At 70.5% G+C, this 13,708-nt stretch carries 13 protein-coding genes and 1 pseudogene; 3 read left to right on the top strand and 11 right to left on the bottom strand.

Translation table 11 applies throughout. From position 1 onward, the window contains the following. Positions 1 to 3: 3 nt before the first annotated feature. Genes JHW41_RS06155 through pilG form a run of 4 tightly spaced genes read right to left on the bottom strand, consistent with a single transcriptional unit; the run spans position 4 to position 3,409 of the window. Positions 4 to 2,022 carry a methyl-accepting chemotaxis protein gene (locus tag JHW41_RS06155; RefSeq protein WP_057948676.1) on the bottom strand — a complete coding sequence of 673 codons (2,019 nt, stop codon included), beginning with the start codon at positions 2,020 to 2,022 and terminating at the stop codon, positions 4 to 6. Positions 2,023 to 2,077: 55 nt separating this feature from the next. Next, positions 2,078 to 2,617 (bottom strand): chemotaxis protein CheW, encoded by a 540-nt coding sequence (locus tag JHW41_RS06150; RefSeq protein ID WP_057950245.1) that lies wholly within the window; start codon positions 2,615 to 2,617, stop codon positions 2,078 to 2,080. A 10-nt stretch (positions 2,618 to 2,627) separates the two neighbouring features. Next, the gene (locus tag JHW41_RS06145) at positions 2,628 to 2,993 is read right to left on the bottom strand and encodes a response regulator (protein WP_057948677.1); all 366 of its coding nucleotides are present in this window, start codon (positions 2,991 to 2,993) and stop codon (positions 2,628 to 2,630) included. 17 nt (positions 2,994 to 3,010) lie between these two features. After that, positions 3,011 to 3,409, bottom strand: a complete 399-nt coding sequence (gene pilG, locus JHW41_RS06140) for a twitching motility response regulator PilG (RefSeq protein ID WP_057948678.1) — start codon at positions 3,407 to 3,409, stop codon at positions 3,011 to 3,013. A 334-nt stretch (positions 3,410 to 3,743) separates the two neighbouring features. Between pilG and gshB the strand changes: the two genes are divergently transcribed. Next, positions 3,744 to 4,697 carry a glutathione synthase gene (gene gshB, locus JHW41_RS06135; protein WP_057948679.1) on the top strand — a complete coding sequence of 318 codons (954 nt, stop codon included), beginning with the start codon at positions 3,744 to 3,746 and terminating at the stop codon, positions 4,695 to 4,697. Further along, positions 4,694 to 5,575: an energy transducer TonB gene (locus JHW41_RS06130; RefSeq protein WP_078997594.1), complete on the top strand. Its 882-nt coding sequence runs from the start codon at positions 4,694 to 4,696 to the stop codon at positions 5,573 to 5,575. The genes gshB and JHW41_RS06130 overlap by 4 nt, the downstream gene beginning before the upstream one ends. 10 nt (positions 5,576 to 5,585) lie before the next feature. Here the strand turns inward: JHW41_RS06130 and JHW41_RS06125 are convergent, their stop codons facing one another. The 3 genes from JHW41_RS06125 to tsaB form a co-directional block, all read right to left on the bottom strand. Further along, the gene (locus tag JHW41_RS06125) at positions 5,586 to 5,867 is read right to left on the bottom strand and encodes a hypothetical protein (protein ID WP_250449357.1); all 282 of its coding nucleotides are present in this window, start codon (positions 5,865 to 5,867) and stop codon (positions 5,586 to 5,588) included. A gap of 94 nt (positions 5,868 to 5,961) precedes the next feature. Further along, a complete protein-coding gene (locus JHW41_RS06120; RefSeq protein ID WP_250449356.1) occupies positions 5,962 to 7,107 on the bottom strand; it encodes a hypothetical protein in 1,146 nt (381 codons plus the stop codon). 79 nt (positions 7,108 to 7,186) lie between these two features. Then, positions 7,187 to 7,915, bottom strand: a complete 729-nt coding sequence (tsaB, locus tag JHW41_RS06115) for a tRNA (adenosine(37)-N6)-threonylcarbamoyltransferase complex dimerization subunit type 1 TsaB (protein ID WP_250449355.1) — start codon at positions 7,913 to 7,915, stop codon at positions 7,187 to 7,189. Between the two features lie 19 nt (positions 7,916 to 7,934). Between tsaB and JHW41_RS26490 the strand changes: the two are divergent. Continuing rightward, positions 7,935 to 8,021 (top strand): annotated as a pseudogene (locus tag JHW41_RS26490) (DUF6053 domain-containing protein); the annotation flags it as partial. Between the two features lie 42 nt (positions 8,022 to 8,063). On the opposite strand, the gene JHW41_RS06110 reads toward JHW41_RS26490, so the two are convergent. The 4 genes from JHW41_RS06110 to mrcB are packed head-to-tail and all read right to left on the bottom strand — an operon-like array spanning position 8,064 to position 13,680. Further along, positions 8,064 to 8,471 carry a VOC family protein gene (locus JHW41_RS06110; protein WP_057948684.1) on the bottom strand — a complete coding sequence of 136 codons (408 nt, stop codon included), beginning with the start codon at positions 8,469 to 8,471 and terminating at the stop codon, positions 8,064 to 8,066. A 27-nt stretch (positions 8,472 to 8,498) separates the two neighbouring features. Then, a complete protein-coding gene (locus JHW41_RS06105) occupies positions 8,499 to 10,640 on the bottom strand; it encodes an ATP-dependent DNA helicase (protein WP_250449354.1) in 2,142 nt (713 codons plus the stop codon). Between the two features lie 7 nt (positions 10,641 to 10,647). Beyond that, positions 10,648 to 11,277 carry a hypothetical protein gene (locus tag JHW41_RS06100; RefSeq protein WP_250449353.1) on the bottom strand — a complete coding sequence of 210 codons (630 nt, stop codon included), beginning with the start codon at positions 11,275 to 11,277 and terminating at the stop codon, positions 10,648 to 10,650. Between the two features lie 3 nt (positions 11,278 to 11,280). After that, positions 11,281 to 13,680 (bottom strand): penicillin-binding protein 1B, encoded by a 2,400-nt coding sequence (gene mrcB, locus JHW41_RS06095; protein WP_101943847.1) that lies wholly within the window; start codon positions 13,678 to 13,680, stop codon positions 11,281 to 11,283. Positions 13,681 to 13,708 lie beyond the last annotated feature (28 nt).

Here is a 13,708-nt window from a genome sequence, read left to right as displayed (position 1 = left end):
GCGTCAGGCCGGCAGCTTGAAGTCGGCCACCGAGCGGCGCAGGTCCGCCGCCAGCTGCGCGAGGTTTCCAATCGACGCGGCGGTCTGGTTGGCGCCCTGCGAGGTCTGCGAGGTGATCTGCTGGATGGTGTTCATCGTCTGGGTGATGTTCGAGGCCGCGCTGGACTGCTGCTGCGCGGCGCTGGAAATGCCCTGAATCAGGTTCGACAGGTCCGACGACACCTTTTCGATCTCGCCCAGCGCGGTGCCCGCGTCCTCGGCCAATCGCGCACCGGCGACCACTTCGGAGGTCGTCTGCTCCATCGAGCTGACAGCTTCGTTGGTGTCGGACTGAATTGTCTGGACCAGCGTCTCGATTCGCTTGGTTGCGTTGGACGCGCGTTCCGCGAGTCGCTGCACTTCGTCGGCCACGACCGCGAAGCCGCGGCCCGCTTCGCCCGCCGACGCCGCCTGGATCGCCGCGTTGAGCGCGAGGATGTTGGTCTGCTCGGAGATGTCGTTGATCAGTTCCACGATCGAGCCGATTTCCTGCGAGCTTTCGCCCAGGCGCTTGATGCGCTTCGAGGTCTCCTGGATCTGGTCGCGGATCGAGTCCATGCCCTGGATCGTCTGCCGCACCACGCCCGCGCCCTTGGTCGCGATCTGCACCGAGCGCTGCGCCACGTCGGCCGACTCGGCCGAGTTCTTCGACACCTGGTCGATCGAGGCCGCGATTTCGCTGATGCGGTCCGACGCCGAGTTGATCTCCTGCGCCTGGTGTTCCGCCGCTTCGGCCAGGTGCATCGCGGTGGCCTGGGTTTCCTGGGCGCTGGAGGCGACCTGCACCGAGGTGTCGGTGATCGTCTGCACCAGGCTGCGCAGCTGCTCGACCGCGAAGTTGATCGAGTCGGCGATCGCGCCGGTCATGTCCTCGGTGACGGTGGCCTTCACCGTCAGGTCGCCTTCCGCGAGCGAACCCATTTCGTCCAGCAGGCGCATGATCGCCTCCTGGTTGCGGTCGTTGAGTTCCTTGGTGGTCTGGTAGCGGCGCTGCTGGGCGTAGTTCAGCGAGAACAGCAAGCCGGCGATCGCGACCAGCGCGCCCAGGCCGGAGATGATCGACAGCCAGATGTTGCCGAGGAAGCTGGAGTCGCTGAGCGAGCCGAACGAGGTCAGCGCGGTGAACAGCGACTGGCTGTCGGCGAGCATCTTGTCCGAGCCGCCGGTGATCGATTCGGCCGCGGCCTGGGCCTGGAACAGGTCCTTGGAGCTGGCCGAGATCGCGTCGAGGTCCTTCTTCATCTCCAGCCACAGCGCCTCGGCCTGGCCGAGCGCGGCCAGCGCGCCGGAGTTGCCGAGCGCGTTGACGCCGAACGACGAGTCGCCCTTGCGCAGGCCGGTGAGGATGTTGCCGAACACGATCGCGTCGCGGCCGAGCGCCTCGCCGGCCATGCCGGCGCCGCTGCCGCCGGCGCGGATTTCGGTGATGCGGCGGGCCATCGTCGCCGACAGCACCACCTGGCGCAGGGCGATGTAGACCTGCGAGGACGGCGAACCGGAGGCCGACATCGCGCGTACCAGTTCGTCCAGGCGCGCCTGCAGCTGCGGCACGCGGCCGGCGAAGCTGTCGGCGTTGCCGGCCAGCGCCAGCACCGCCTTCTCCGAGGCCAGCACCTGGTCGGCGCTCTTGCCCATCGGCTCCCAGGTCTTGGTCGCGGTCTCGATCGGGGTGGCCACGCCGGTGGTGCCGCCGTAGTTGTCGTTGAGCGACTTGACGTCCTCGTCGATCGCCGCCTTGGTGGTCTTGAACGCGGCGAACGCGTCCTTGTTGCCGCCGACCGCTTCGCGCGCCTGCACCGCGAGCTTCTGCGAGTTCACCTGCAGTCGCGAGGCCGCCGAGCTGGCGCCGCCCAGGCGCGCGGCCTGCCAGGTCGCGTAGCCGGTGTTCACGCCGAACACGAGCACCGATATGCCCAGCACGATCAGCCAGGTATTGGCGCCCAGCATGCGGCTCTTGCCGGCGTTGTCCATCACAGTGCTCATGGTTCGGGAACCTCGGGTGTACGTGCGTGCGGTCTTGTTGGAGGAAGCGGCTGCGTCAGGCCGCTGCTTGTCGGAATTCGGGGGTGCGGGCCAGGCGGTCGAGATTGAACACGCCCCAGGCCTGGTCGTCGACGCGGTAGGCGCGCTCGACGAAATGGGCGTAGCGGCCGTGCACCAGCGCCTCGGCGTCTTCCAGCGCCAGCAGGTTGTGCTCGTGGAAGCTGCGCTGGCCGTAGAGCTCGTCGATCAGCACGGCGACGTCGCCGCCGGGCTGGCGCACCAGCAGGATGCGCTGGCCTTCGTGCAGCACGGTGCGCTCGCCTTCCAGGAACTGCTTGAGGTCGACGATCGGCAGCAGGCTGCCGCGCACGTTGGCCAGCCCGAGCATCCACGGCTGCGCGCCGGGCACCTGGGTGAGCTGCGGCAGCGACAGGATTTCCACCACCTCGGCGAAGGTCGAGGCGAGCCGGCGCGCGCCGATGCGGTAGCCGACCCCGCGCCACAGGCCCGGCGCGTCGAGCTGTTCGGGCAGACCGGCCACGTGCGCCAGCGAACGGCGCTCGTAATCGCTCAGCACATCGAACGGCGTCTTCAAGATCATCGGTTCACTTATCCAGCAGTTCTTTGATCCGCGCGATGAGGTCGTCCTCGCGCGGGGGTTTGACGATGTAATCGCGCGCGCCCTGGCGCATGCCCCAGGCGCGGTCGGTCTCCATGGCCTTGGTGCTGACGATCAGCACCGGGATCTGCTTGGTCTGCTCGTCCCGGCTCAGCGCGCGGGTGGCCTGGAAACCGTTCATGCCCGGCAGCACCACGTCCATCATCACCAGGTCGGGCAACTCGCGCTTGGCCGCCTCGATGCCGTCCTCGGCGCTGCCGGCGGCGAACACCTCGTGACCGTTGCGTTGCAGCAGCTGGGTCAGGACGGCGGTGTCCGTCGCAGAGTCCTCGATAAGCAGGATGCGTGCCATGGTGCCCTACCCCCCGGTCAGGCGTGTACGTGCTTGCGGATCGCGTCGAGGAGCTCCTCGCGCGTGAATGGCTTGGTCAGGTATTGCTCGGAACCGACGATGCGGCCCCGCGCCTTGTCGAACAGGCCGTCCTTCGACGACAGCATGATGACCGGCGTGCCCTTGAACAGATGATTGTTCTTGATGAGCGCGCAGGTCTGATAGCCGTCCAGACGCGGCATCATGATATCCACGAAAATGATTTGCGGCTGTTGGTCGGCGATCTTCGCCAACGCCTCGAATCCGTCGATGGCCGTGACCACCTCGCATCCCTCGCGTTTCAACAGCGTCTCGGCGGTTCGACGGATGGTCTTGGAATCGTCGATCACCATGACCCTGAGACCATCGAGGCTGCCGCTACGAACCTCGTCGAGCATTCTTTGTATCCCCCATTGCAAACGCCTTGAAATCCCCGGGGCGTTGCGAAGCCGTCTTTATTTCAAGCCGCACGCAGGCTGTCAAGCACGCATTCCGCGCCCGGAAACTGAATACGCAAGCCGATCGGATCGCAGGACGAACTTGCCGGCGGTCACGCTGTCGCCGGCGGCCGCTCCCTCGACCTAAGCCATCGTCCCCTTCCGCGCAAGGCGGTCGCCCTGATCGCTGCGTGTCGCAAATGGACGCTGCACGGCCGTTTGCGACCCCTACATCATGACAGATACCGGTGACCTGCCTGCTACCATCCCGTCAATCTTTGAGGATTCCGTTGCCATGCCGTTGGACATCGTCGTCGTGATGGACCCGATCGGGTCGATCAAGATCGCCAAGGACTCCACCTTCGCCATGTTGCTGGAAGGCCAGCGCCGCGGCCACCGCCTTTGGTACGTGAAACCCGGCGGCCTGAGCCTGGACGGCGGCCGCGCGCTGGCGAACGTCGCGCCGCTGCGCGTGCGCGACGATAAAAACGGCTGGCACGAATTGGGAGATTGGTCACAGATCGAACTCGGCAGCGCGCACGTGATCCTGATGCGCAAGGACCCGCCGGTCGACGCCGAGTACCTGCACGACACCCAGATCCTGTCGGTCGCCCAGCGCGCCGGCGCGTTCGTGGTCAACGATCCGCAGGGCCTGCGCGACTACAACGAGAAGCTGGCCGCGCTGCTGTTCCCGCAGTGCTGCATCGACACCCTGGTCAGCCGCGACGCCGGCGAGCTCAAGGCCTTCGTCCAGCGCCACGGCCAGGCCGTGCTGAAGCCGCTGGACGGGATGGGCGGGCGCTCGATCTTCCGCGCCGCCGCCGGCGAGCCCAACCTCAACGTGATCCTGGAAACCCTCGGCGACGGCGGCCGCCACCTGGTGATGGCGCAGAAGTTCCTGCCCGACATCAAGGACGGCGACAAGCGCGTGCTGCTGGTCGACGGCGTGCCGGTCGACTACGCGCTGGCGCGGATCCCGCAGGGCGACGAGTTCCGCGGCAACCTCGCTGCCGGCGGCCGCGGCGAAGGCCGCCCGCTGAGCGAGCGCGACCGCTGGATCGCCGCCCAGGTCGGCCCGGAGATGCGCGAGCGCGGCATGCTGTTCGTCGGCCTGGACGTGATCGGCGACTACATGACCGAACTCAACGTCACCAGCCCGACCTGCATCCGCGAACTCGACGAGCAATTCGGCCTCAACATCGCCGGCCTGCTGTTCGACGCCATCGAAGCCCGTCTGTCCGCCGCATGAGCGCCGGCGTTCCGCACCTGCCCGGCGGCGGCCTGGCCGAGCCGCAGCGCTTCAGCGCGACCATGGTGCTGTCGGTGCTGGTGCACGGCATCTTCCTGCTCGGTGTCGGCTACACCCTGGAAAAGGCCGCGCCGGTGGTGCCGACGCTGGACGTGATCCTGACCCAGACCCAGACCGCGCTGACGCCGAAGCAGGCCGACTTCCTCGCCCAGGCCAACAACCAGGGCGGCGGCGAGCACGATAAGAGCACCCGCCCGCGCGACAACCAGTCCGGCCCGTCGCCGCAGGCCGAGGCCGGCGTGGCGCAGATGGCGCTGCGCGCGCAATCGCCGGCGGCGCAGCCGCAGCCGACCGCGCGCGTGGTCAGCAGCACCCGCGGCGAGACCACGACCGCGCGCGAGCGCATCGCCCAGACTCCGGCCGAGCGGCCTTTGCCCAACGGCCAGCGCAAGATCGAGCACGACATCGAGATGGCGCGGCTGGCGGCCGAGATCCACATGCGCTCGGAGCGCTACGCCAAGCGCCCGACCCGCAAGTTCGTTTCCGCCAGCACCACCGAGTACGCCTGGGCCGGCTATCTGCGCGAATGGGTCGACAGGGTCGAGCGGGTCGGCAACCTCAACTACCCCGACGAAGCGCGCCGGCGCCGGCTCGCCGGGCAAGTGGTGATCAGCGTGGCGGTGCGCCGCAACGGCAGCGTCGAGCGCGCCGACATCGTGCGCAGCAGCGGCGTCCGGCTGCTCGACGACTCGGCCCTGCGCATCGCCCGCTTGGCCGAGCCCTACCCGCCGCTGCCGAAGACCGAAGAAAACCCGGACATCCTGCACGTGACCCGGACCTGGAACTTCCTGCCGGGCGGGTCGTTGGTCGACGAGTAAGCGCCGCGCGTTACCGGTCCGCCGCGTCCCGCGCGCGCGAGGCCGACGCGGCGCGCTTGCGTTCGCGCCGGGCGTCCCACTCGTCGGCCATGATCCGCAGGTGGACGCAGAAGCCGATCGGCACCAGCGGCAGCGCCGCCAGGATCAGCGCCGCGGCGACGATGGGCCAGGCCCGGGCGATGCAGAACGCGCCGGCGGCGATGGGAAAGAACGATGCGCCGATGGCGATGCCGAACCACCGGCTGGCGGCCAGGGCCCGCAGCCAAAGCCACCTGCGCTCGCTGACGTCCATGCTCCGGTCTCCGGTTCGCTCGCCCCGGACCACGTTATCGCACCCGCGGCGCGGCCGTAACGAAGCGTTCGGCGCGCGGCCGCGCGCAGGCCGGTTATTTCAGCGCCGGGCCCGGATGCTGTTCGACCTGCTTCCACGGCACCAGCGACCAGTCCGGATATTCGCAGGCGCGCGCGACCCGGGCGAAGTACGGGCCGAGGTAGAGGCCATCCGGGGTCAGGTACCAGATCGAGGTGCCCCACACGCCGGGGTCGGAGTAGTCGCAGCCGTCTTCGTCGTCGCCTTTCGGCGGCATCATCTCGCGCGGGTGCAGGCCGGCCAGGGTCTTGAGCGTCCACGGCACCAGGGTCGATTCGCGGTACTGGTCCAGGCGCTTGTAGCCGGGGCTGTCGTAATCGCCCGGACCGGTGCGGCGCGGCGGCGCGCCCTTGCCGAGCCACAGCACGTCTTCCAGCGCCAGTTCGCGGCCCTCGCGCACATCGATGGTCAACGGCGAGTCGCCGAAGTCCGGATGCGCGCCGCCGCAGTAGTAGCTCGTCATCAGGCTGAGGCTGAGGAAGCGGCGGTCGAACAGCCGCGGGGTGACGGTGAGGTCGAACTCGCTATTGGCCGCGGAGGTGCATTGCAGCGCGTCGATGGCGGTATGCCACAGGCGCTGGCTGAGGATGCGGTTGACGCGGGCGCGCGCCGGCTCGTCGAGGCCGGCTTCGACGGTGAACAGTTCCACCCCGGTGCGCGGTTCGCGCCACCATTGCAGGCGATGGCCCTGGAACTGCTGGGTCTTGGTTTTCTCCAGGTTCAACTCGCCGATGCGCAGCGCGTCGAACCCGGACACGTCGTCGCCGGCGCGGCGATAGCGCTCGCCGTCGCGGCCGGCGCGCAGAGCCTCGGCGTCCACGCGCTGCAGGCGCACCGGCAGCGTGCGCTTGCCGGCGCGCCACTGCCCTTCCAGGGCGCCGTCCTTTTCGCTCAGCTCCCAGCGCTCGGCGACCGCGTCGTCGCGGCTGCGCACTTCCAGGTGCAGGCCCTGGCCGTCGCGCTTGCCTTGCAGTTCCAGGTCGCGCAGGTGCTTGAGGTAGAAATACTGGCCGTAGACCTCGGCGCCTTCGCCGCGGCTCAGGCTCATCGCCACCGGCAAGGCGCCGACGGTCCCGCGCCAGACCTCGGCCGGCTCAGCGGCGGACGCGAGCGGCGCCAGCACGGCGCAACACAACAGCGGAAGCAGGCGCAGCGATTTCATGGTTCGTCCTCGGGGGCAGGATGCGGCCGGGAAATCCGGGCGACGACGCGCGGCGGCGATCGATGCGGCGCGCGCCGGGTTACGAAGAGCGCGCGCGCAGCGCGGCTTGTTCGGCGATGGTCAGCGCGACGTTGTTGCGCAGGTAGGCCGGTTCGATCCGCTCGGGCGCGATGCTTTCGCCGCGCGCGTACGCGGCGGCGGCCAGGCGGGCGAGATCGGCGGCGTGCGGCAGCGCCTCGGCGTCGATCGCGGCGAAGCGCGCGCCGAGGCGCTGGCGCAGGGCGCCGTCGGCGGCGGCGAAGCCGGTGCCGACGCCGAGCCAGCCGTCGGCGGGCGCGCCGTCGCCGGGCAGTTGCGCGGCGGCGGGCGCGAGCACGGCTTCGCGGTCGAGCGCGAACGGCTCGCCGTCGCGCAGTTCGAAGGCGGCGGTGTAGACCTCGCCCATGCGCGCGTCGATCGCGCTGAGCACGCGCTGCGGGCCGGCGCCGGCGGCCAGCGGTTGCGCGCGCAGCGCGAGCACGGCCAGGGTCGAGACCGCGATCGCCGGCACGTCCAGCGCCAGCGCCACGCCCTGGGCCAGGGCGATGGCCAGGCGCACGCCGGTGAACGCGCCCGGGCCGCGGCCCAGCGCCACCGCGTCGAGTTCGCGGCGCTTCACCCCGGCCTCGGCGAGCAACTGTTCGGCCCAGGGCAGCGAGAGTTCGGCATGGCGGCGCGGCGCCAGCTCGAAGCGCTCGCGCACCTCGCCGTCGAGCCACAGGGCGACGGAGCAGGCTTCGGTGGAGGTTTCGAAGGCGAGGAGTTTCATCGCGGCGATTATCGCGCGGATGGGCGCGTGTGGGAGGGCCTTCGCCTGGTGGCTTACTGTGGGAGGGCCTTCAGGCCCGACGCTCTTGTTTCAGGCCGCGGCGATCCGAGACAAAGGCTTCGGGCCTGAAGGCCCTCCCACAAAGGGCTCAGTACCCCGGCGCCGGCTGCCACAGCTCCAGCAGGCCGCCTTCCGGGTCCAGCGCATAGCCGAACTTGCCCTGCTCGGATTCCTCGTACCGGTCCAGCACCTGGCAGCCCTCCTCGCGCAGCCCCTGCAAGGTCGCCTGCAGGTCGTCGACGCGCAGGTTCAGCATGTAGGGCTTGTCGCTGGGCTTGAAGTACTCGCTGTCCTCGCCGAACGGCGCCCACACCGTGACCGCATCGCTTCCGCTGTCGGCGCGGCGCCAGCGCAGCAGCGCGCCGCCCCAGCCCTGCACGTCCAGGTCCAGATGGCGCTGGTACCACTGCGCCAGCGCGGCGGGATCGCGCGCCTTGAAGAACACTCCGCCCAATCCGTGCACGCGCGGCTTGCGCGCCGGCTCCTGCTCGCTCATGGCCCACCTCGTTGGCGACGACCGCATTCAGCGGTAGTAATAGTCCTCGCCGTCGGCCGGCGCGGACGAGGCCGATTCTAGGGCCAGCGGGCGGCCGGCGAAGAAGTCGGCCACGTCGTCGACCCGGCGCGTGCGCGGCAGCGGCGGCAGCGAGTCGAGGAAGGTGCGGCCGTAGCTCTTGCTGTGCAGGCGCGGGTCGCACAGCACCAGCACGCCGCGGTCGGTCTCGCTGCGGATCAATCGGCCGGCGCCCTGCTTGAGCGCGATCACCGCCTGCGGCAGCTGTTCGTCGCGGAACGGGTTGCCGCCGCGGCGGCGGATCGCGTCCAGGCGCGCCTCGAACACCGGGTCGTCGGGCGCGGCGAACGGCAGCTTGTCGATCACCACCACGCTCAGCGCCTCGCCGGCCACGTCCACGCCCTCGCGGAAGCTGGCCGCGCCGAGCAGCACGCCGTTGCCCGAGGCGCGGAAGCGCTCCAGCAGCACGTGCCGCGGCGCTTCGCCCTGGACGAACAGCGGCCACGGGCCGTCCTTGAGCAATTCGGCCGTCTCGCGCAGCGCGCGGTGCGAGGCGAACAGGACGAAGGCGCGGCCGCCGGATGCTTCCAGCACCGGCCGCAGGCGTTCGACCAGGGCCTGGTTGTAATGGCGCACCGCCGGGTCGGGCAGGCCCGGCGGCAGGTACATCAAGGCCTGCGTGGCCCAGTCGAACGGGCTCGGCGCGAGCAGGGTCTTGGGCTCGAACAGGCCGAGCTTGCGCGCGTAATGCTGGAACTGGCCGCCGACCGCGAGCGTGGCCGAGGTGAACACCCAGGCCGCGCGCGAACGCTCGCGGTGCGCGGCCAGCGGGCCGGCGACGTCGAGCGGGGTGCGGCTGAGGCGGAAGCCGCGCGCGGTCAGTTCGTACCACAGCACGCTGCCGTCGCGGCCTTCCTCGGGGATCGCCGCGGGGCTCGCCTCGGCCTGCGCATTCGCGTCCTGCGCGGCGGCGACGGCGTCCTGGTTTTCGGCCTCGGTCGCGACCTCGCGCCGCGGCGGCGCGAAATCGTCGTCCTCTTCCGGTTCCGGCGCCGGCCGCGGCACCGCCGCGCCGCGCCAACGGCGCAGCCGCTCGATGAATTCCTCGGCGCGCGCATGGCAACTGTCGAAGCCCGGCGCGGCGCCGCGCAGCGGCTCCAGCGCGTCGCGCAGGTTGGCCAGCGCGGCATCGAGGTTGTCGAACGCGTCCTCCACCGCCGGCACTTCGCCGGCGCGGCGGCGGGTGCCGCGCACCGGCAACTCGTCCATCGCCGTGCGCAGCGCGCGCACCGAATGCTCCAGGTCGCGCGAGGGCACCTGCAGGCTCGCCAACGCGCCGGTCACGCTCTTGCATTCGGCCAGCGCGTCGCGCGCCAGCTCGACCAGCGGGCGCGCGCTGATCGCCTCGCCGAAGAACTGCGCGGCCAGCTCGGGCAGCTGGTGCGCCTCGTCGATCACGAACGCCTGCGCGCCCGGCAGGATCTCGCCGAAGCCTTCCTGCTTGAGCGCGAGATCGGCCAGCAGCAGATGGTGGTTGACCACCACCACGTCGGCCGCCTGCGCGCGCTGGCGCGCCTGCACCACGAAGCAATCGGCGTAGAACGGGCATTCGCTGCCGACGCAGTTCTCGGCGGTGGACGTCACCATCGGCAGCAGCGGCGATTCTTCCGGCAGCGCTTCCAGTTCGGCCAGATCGCCGAGGCGGGTGCGCCCGGACCAGGCGACGATGCGCTGGAACTGCGCGGCGAGGTCGCGCGAAGAGAACTTCGGCTCGCCCTTGGCCTGCTCCATGCGATAGCGGCACAGGTAGTTCGCGCGGCCCTTCAGCAACGCGGTCTTGACCCCGACGCCGAGCGCGTCGCGCACCCGCGGCAGGTCGCGGTGATAGAGCTGGTCCTGGAGCGCGCGGGTGCCGGTGGAGACGATGGTCTTCAGGCCCGACAGCAGCGCCGGCACCAAGTAGGCGAAGGTCTTGCCGGTACCGGTGCCGGCCTCGGCCAGCAGGGTTTCGCGGGTTTCGAAGGCGTCGGCGATCGCCGCCGACAGGTCCTGCTGGGCGGGACGCGGGGCGAAGGTTTCGAGCTTGCGCGCGATCTCGCCGCCGTCGCTCAGCGCGGCCCGACTGGCGACGCCGAGGCGACTGGGTTGCATGGAAGCGTCAGTACCTGGCGGGCGCGGCGACGGTGCAGGCGTCGATCTTGTCCTGCGCCTGCTTGCGCGACCTGATCAAACCGTCGCGCTGCGGCACCAGGGCGTCGTAGTGGTCCTGGCGCTTGGCCAGCTTCATCGCCGCGTTGACGCCGTCGAGCCGGCCCTGGCGCGCCTGCGCGATCGCCGCCCAGTGGCGGCGGCACAGCGGGCCGACCTGGGAGCCGCCGTCGTAGGCCTTTTGCGCGAAACGCTCGGCGTCGTCGAGCCGATGCAGCAACAGCGCGGCCTCGGCGCGCTCCTGCAGCAGCGCCGGATCGTCGGCGTTGACCTGCAGCGCCTGGTCGAGCGCGGCCGCGGCCTCGGGGTACTTGCGCGATTTCTCCAGCACCTCGGCCTTCTGCCGCAGGTCCTCGACCTGGCTGTCGCGCAGCGGCTGCACGTCCAACTCGCGCGCGGCGGCGCCGCCGGCGGCGCGCACCTGCGCCACCGCGGCCTCGCCGTTGAAGTTGGCCTCGGCCAGCGCCGAGGGTTGCGGCGGCGCGACCGAACAGGCCGCGGCGAGCGCGGCCAGGACTGCGGCGGTCAGGGCCGCGAGGACGGCGCCGCGGCGAGCGGCGCGCTGAGTCGTGCGGATCATCGATTACTGCTCCGGAGACGGGGGAGTGGGCGCCGGCTCGCGCGCAGACTCGTCCTTGTCCTTGCCGATGCCGAACCATTCGCGCCAGCCGCCGCCGGATTCCTCGGCCTGCGGCTCCGGCTGCGGGCACGGCGCGTATTGCGGGGCGAAGCCCGCCACGAACGGGAACCGGCGCGCGCCCGGGCAGGCCGCGTCGGTGCTGTTGCTGCCGACCACCGGCTGCCAGTCGATGCCCTTGTCGGTGACCTGCAGCGGCGCGGTCGGCAGCCGCGAGAAGATCGCCGACCACACCCGCATCGCGCCGGTGGCGCCGTACAGGCCGGTGGTCTGGTTCTGGTCGTTGCCGACCCAGATCACCGCCAGGTGGTCGCCGGTCCAGCCGGCGAACCAGCTGTCGCGGCCGTCGTTGCTGGTGCCGGTCTTGCCGGCCGGCTGCAGCTTGCCGAGGCCGTCGCCGATCAGCTGGCGGCCGGTGCCGTTGGTGACGGCCTGTTGCAGCGCGATGGTGATCAGGCGCGCGGCGATCGCGTCGCCTTCCTGCGCCGGCGCGGGTTCCTTGTCGTAGCGCTTGACCGCCTTGCCCTGCGCGTCGAGCACGCCGCGCACCGCGTGCAGCGGCTGCACTTCGCCGCCGGACGCGAGGAACTGGTACAGCTGCGCCATCGCATACGGGCTTTGATCGACCGCGCCCAAGATCAACGAGGGATTGTTCGGCGCCTGGATGCCGGCGAGCTTCTGGGTCAACTCGCCGACGGCTTCCGGCGAGACCTGCATGCCGATGCGCACGGTGGCCTGGTTGTAGGACATCGCCAGCGCATCGACCATGCGCACCAGGCCGTGGCTGCGGCCGTCGGAATTGCCCGGGTTCCAGTTGCGGCCGCGGCCGAGCTTGACCGTCACCGGCGAATCGTCGACCCAGGTCGACAGGTTGAACTCGCTCGGCCGCGCCAGCGCCAGCAGGTACACGAACGGCTTGAGCAGCGAACCGACCGGACGCTGCGCTTCGACCGCGCGGTTGAAGCCCGGTTGGGTGAACTCGCGGCTGCCGACCACGGCCACCACTTCGCCGTTGTGCACGTCGGTGACCACCAGGCCGGCCTGCAGCGGCGGCCGGCGCTTGTTGTCCAGGCTCTTGAGCGTGCGCGCGACCGCGCCTTCGGCCTGCGCCTGCGCCGAGGGCTGCATCCCGCTCATCACGCTCAGGCCGGCGCCGGCGAGCGCGTCGGCCGGATAGTCGCGGGCGAGCTGGCGGCGGATCAGGTCGACGTAGGCCGGGAAGCGGTTGGCGGCGATGTTGCCCGGGTTCTGGCTGATCTCCAGCGGCGTCTTGATCGCGCGCTGGTATTCGGCTTCGGCGATCAGCCCGGTCTCGTGCATCTCGCCGAGCACGAAGTTGCGCCGCGACAGCGCGCGCTCGGGATTGCGCCGTGGGTCGTAATAGGACGGGCCGCGGACGATGCCGATCAGCAGCGCGATCTGCTCGGTGTTGAGGTCGCGCAGGTCGCGGCCGAACCAGAACTCGGAGGCCGCGGCAACGCCGTGGATGGCCTGCGAGCCGCGCTGGCCGAGATAGACCTGGTTGAAGTACGCCTCCAGGATCGTGCGCTTGTCGTAGCGCGCCTCGATCAGCAGGGCGTAGATGATTTCCTTGCCCTTGCGGGTCAGGGTCTGTTCCTGGCCGATGCCGAGCAGGCCGCTGCGCGCGAGCTGCTGGGTCAGGGTGCTGGCGCCCTGCTTGGCGCGGCCGGCGGCGACGTTCTTGAACGCGGCGCGCGCCATGCCCGACAGGTCGATGCCGAAGTGGTGGTTGAAGTCGCGGTCCTCGACCGCTTGCAGGCCGGTGACCAGCAGCTCGGGCACTTCCTCGATCCGCACCAGCCGCCGCTCTTCCTGCTTCTGGCCGTACAGCGTGGCGATGCGCGCCGGGTCGAGGCGCGCGGTGCGCAGCGCCTTCTTGCTGGTCAGGTCGCGCACCGCGGCGACGCGGCCGCCGGCGATGCTGACTTCGATCCGGCGCGGCTGCACGGTGCCGTCGACGTCGTCGAAGCCGCGGCTGGCGATGGTGAAACGGCCGCCCTCGCGGGCGTAGGTGCCCGGGCGCTCGCCGCCGTCCTCGCGATAGGAAGCGGCGTCGAGTTCGGTCTTGAGCGTGGCCGCATCCAGCGCCGCGCCGGGCGCGACTTCCAGCGGACGCGCGTAGACCCGGGTCGGGATCTGCCACTGCAGCTGGCCGAAGCGCTCGCCGACCTCGTGGTTGAGGTAGAGCGTGTACGGGATCAGGAAGCCCAGGCCCAGGCCGCCCGCGGCCAGGGTCCAGGTCACCAGCCGCCGGCGCCAGCCTGGCTTGGCGCCCTGCCCGTCGTTGTCGTCGCGCTCGTCTTCGTCGTAATCGATTCGGGCCACGGAGATGCTGTGTCTTGAGTCGCGGGCA

It is taken from the genome of Lysobacter enzymogenes, assembly GCF_023617245.1.
GTDB lineage: Bacteria > Pseudomonadota > Gammaproteobacteria > Xanthomonadales > Xanthomonadaceae > Lysobacter > Lysobacter yananisis.
This window is presented reverse-complemented; position numbering and strand designations above follow the sequence as displayed.

Coding starts and splice junctions, on each gene's coding strand:
- JHW41_RS06145 (WP_057948677.1), bottom strand. CDS start 2,993: ATGGCACGCATCCTGCTTATCGAGGACTCTGCGACGGACACCGCCGTC.
- JHW41_RS06105 (WP_250449354.1), bottom strand. CDS start 10,640: ATGCAACCCAGTCGCCTCGGCGTCGCCAGTCGGGCCGCGCTGAGCGAC.
- JHW41_RS06120 (WP_250449356.1), bottom strand. CDS start 7,107: ATGAAATCGCTGCGCCTGCTTCCGCTGTTGTGTTGCGCCGTGCTGGCG.
- JHW41_RS06100 (WP_250449353.1), bottom strand. CDS start 11,277: ATGATCCGCACGACTCAGCGCGCCGCTCGCCGCGGCGCCGTCCTCGCG.
- JHW41_RS06110 (WP_057948684.1), bottom strand. CDS start 8,471: ATGAGCGAGCAGGAGCCGGCGCGCAAGCCGCGCGTGCACGGATTGGGC.
- tsaB (WP_250449355.1), bottom strand. CDS start 7,915: ATGAAACTCCTCGCCTTCGAAACCTCCACCGAAGCCTGCTCCGTCGCC.
- JHW41_RS06130 (WP_078997594.1), top strand. CDS start 4,694: ATGAGCGCCGGCGTTCCGCACCTGCCCGGCGGCGGCCTGGCCGAGCCG.
- pilG (WP_057948678.1), bottom strand. CDS start 3,409: ATGCTCGACGAGGTTCGTAGCGGCAGCCTCGATGGTCTCAGGGTCATG.
- gshB (WP_057948679.1), top strand. CDS start 3,744: ATGCCGTTGGACATCGTCGTCGTGATGGACCCGATCGGGTCGATCAAG.
- JHW41_RS06125 (WP_250449357.1), bottom strand. CDS start 5,867: ATGGACGTCAGCGAGCGCAGGTGGCTTTGGCTGCGGGCCCTGGCCGCC.
- JHW41_RS06155 (WP_057948676.1), bottom strand. CDS start 2,022: ATGAGCACTGTGATGGACAACGCCGGCAAGAGCCGCATGCTGGGCGCC.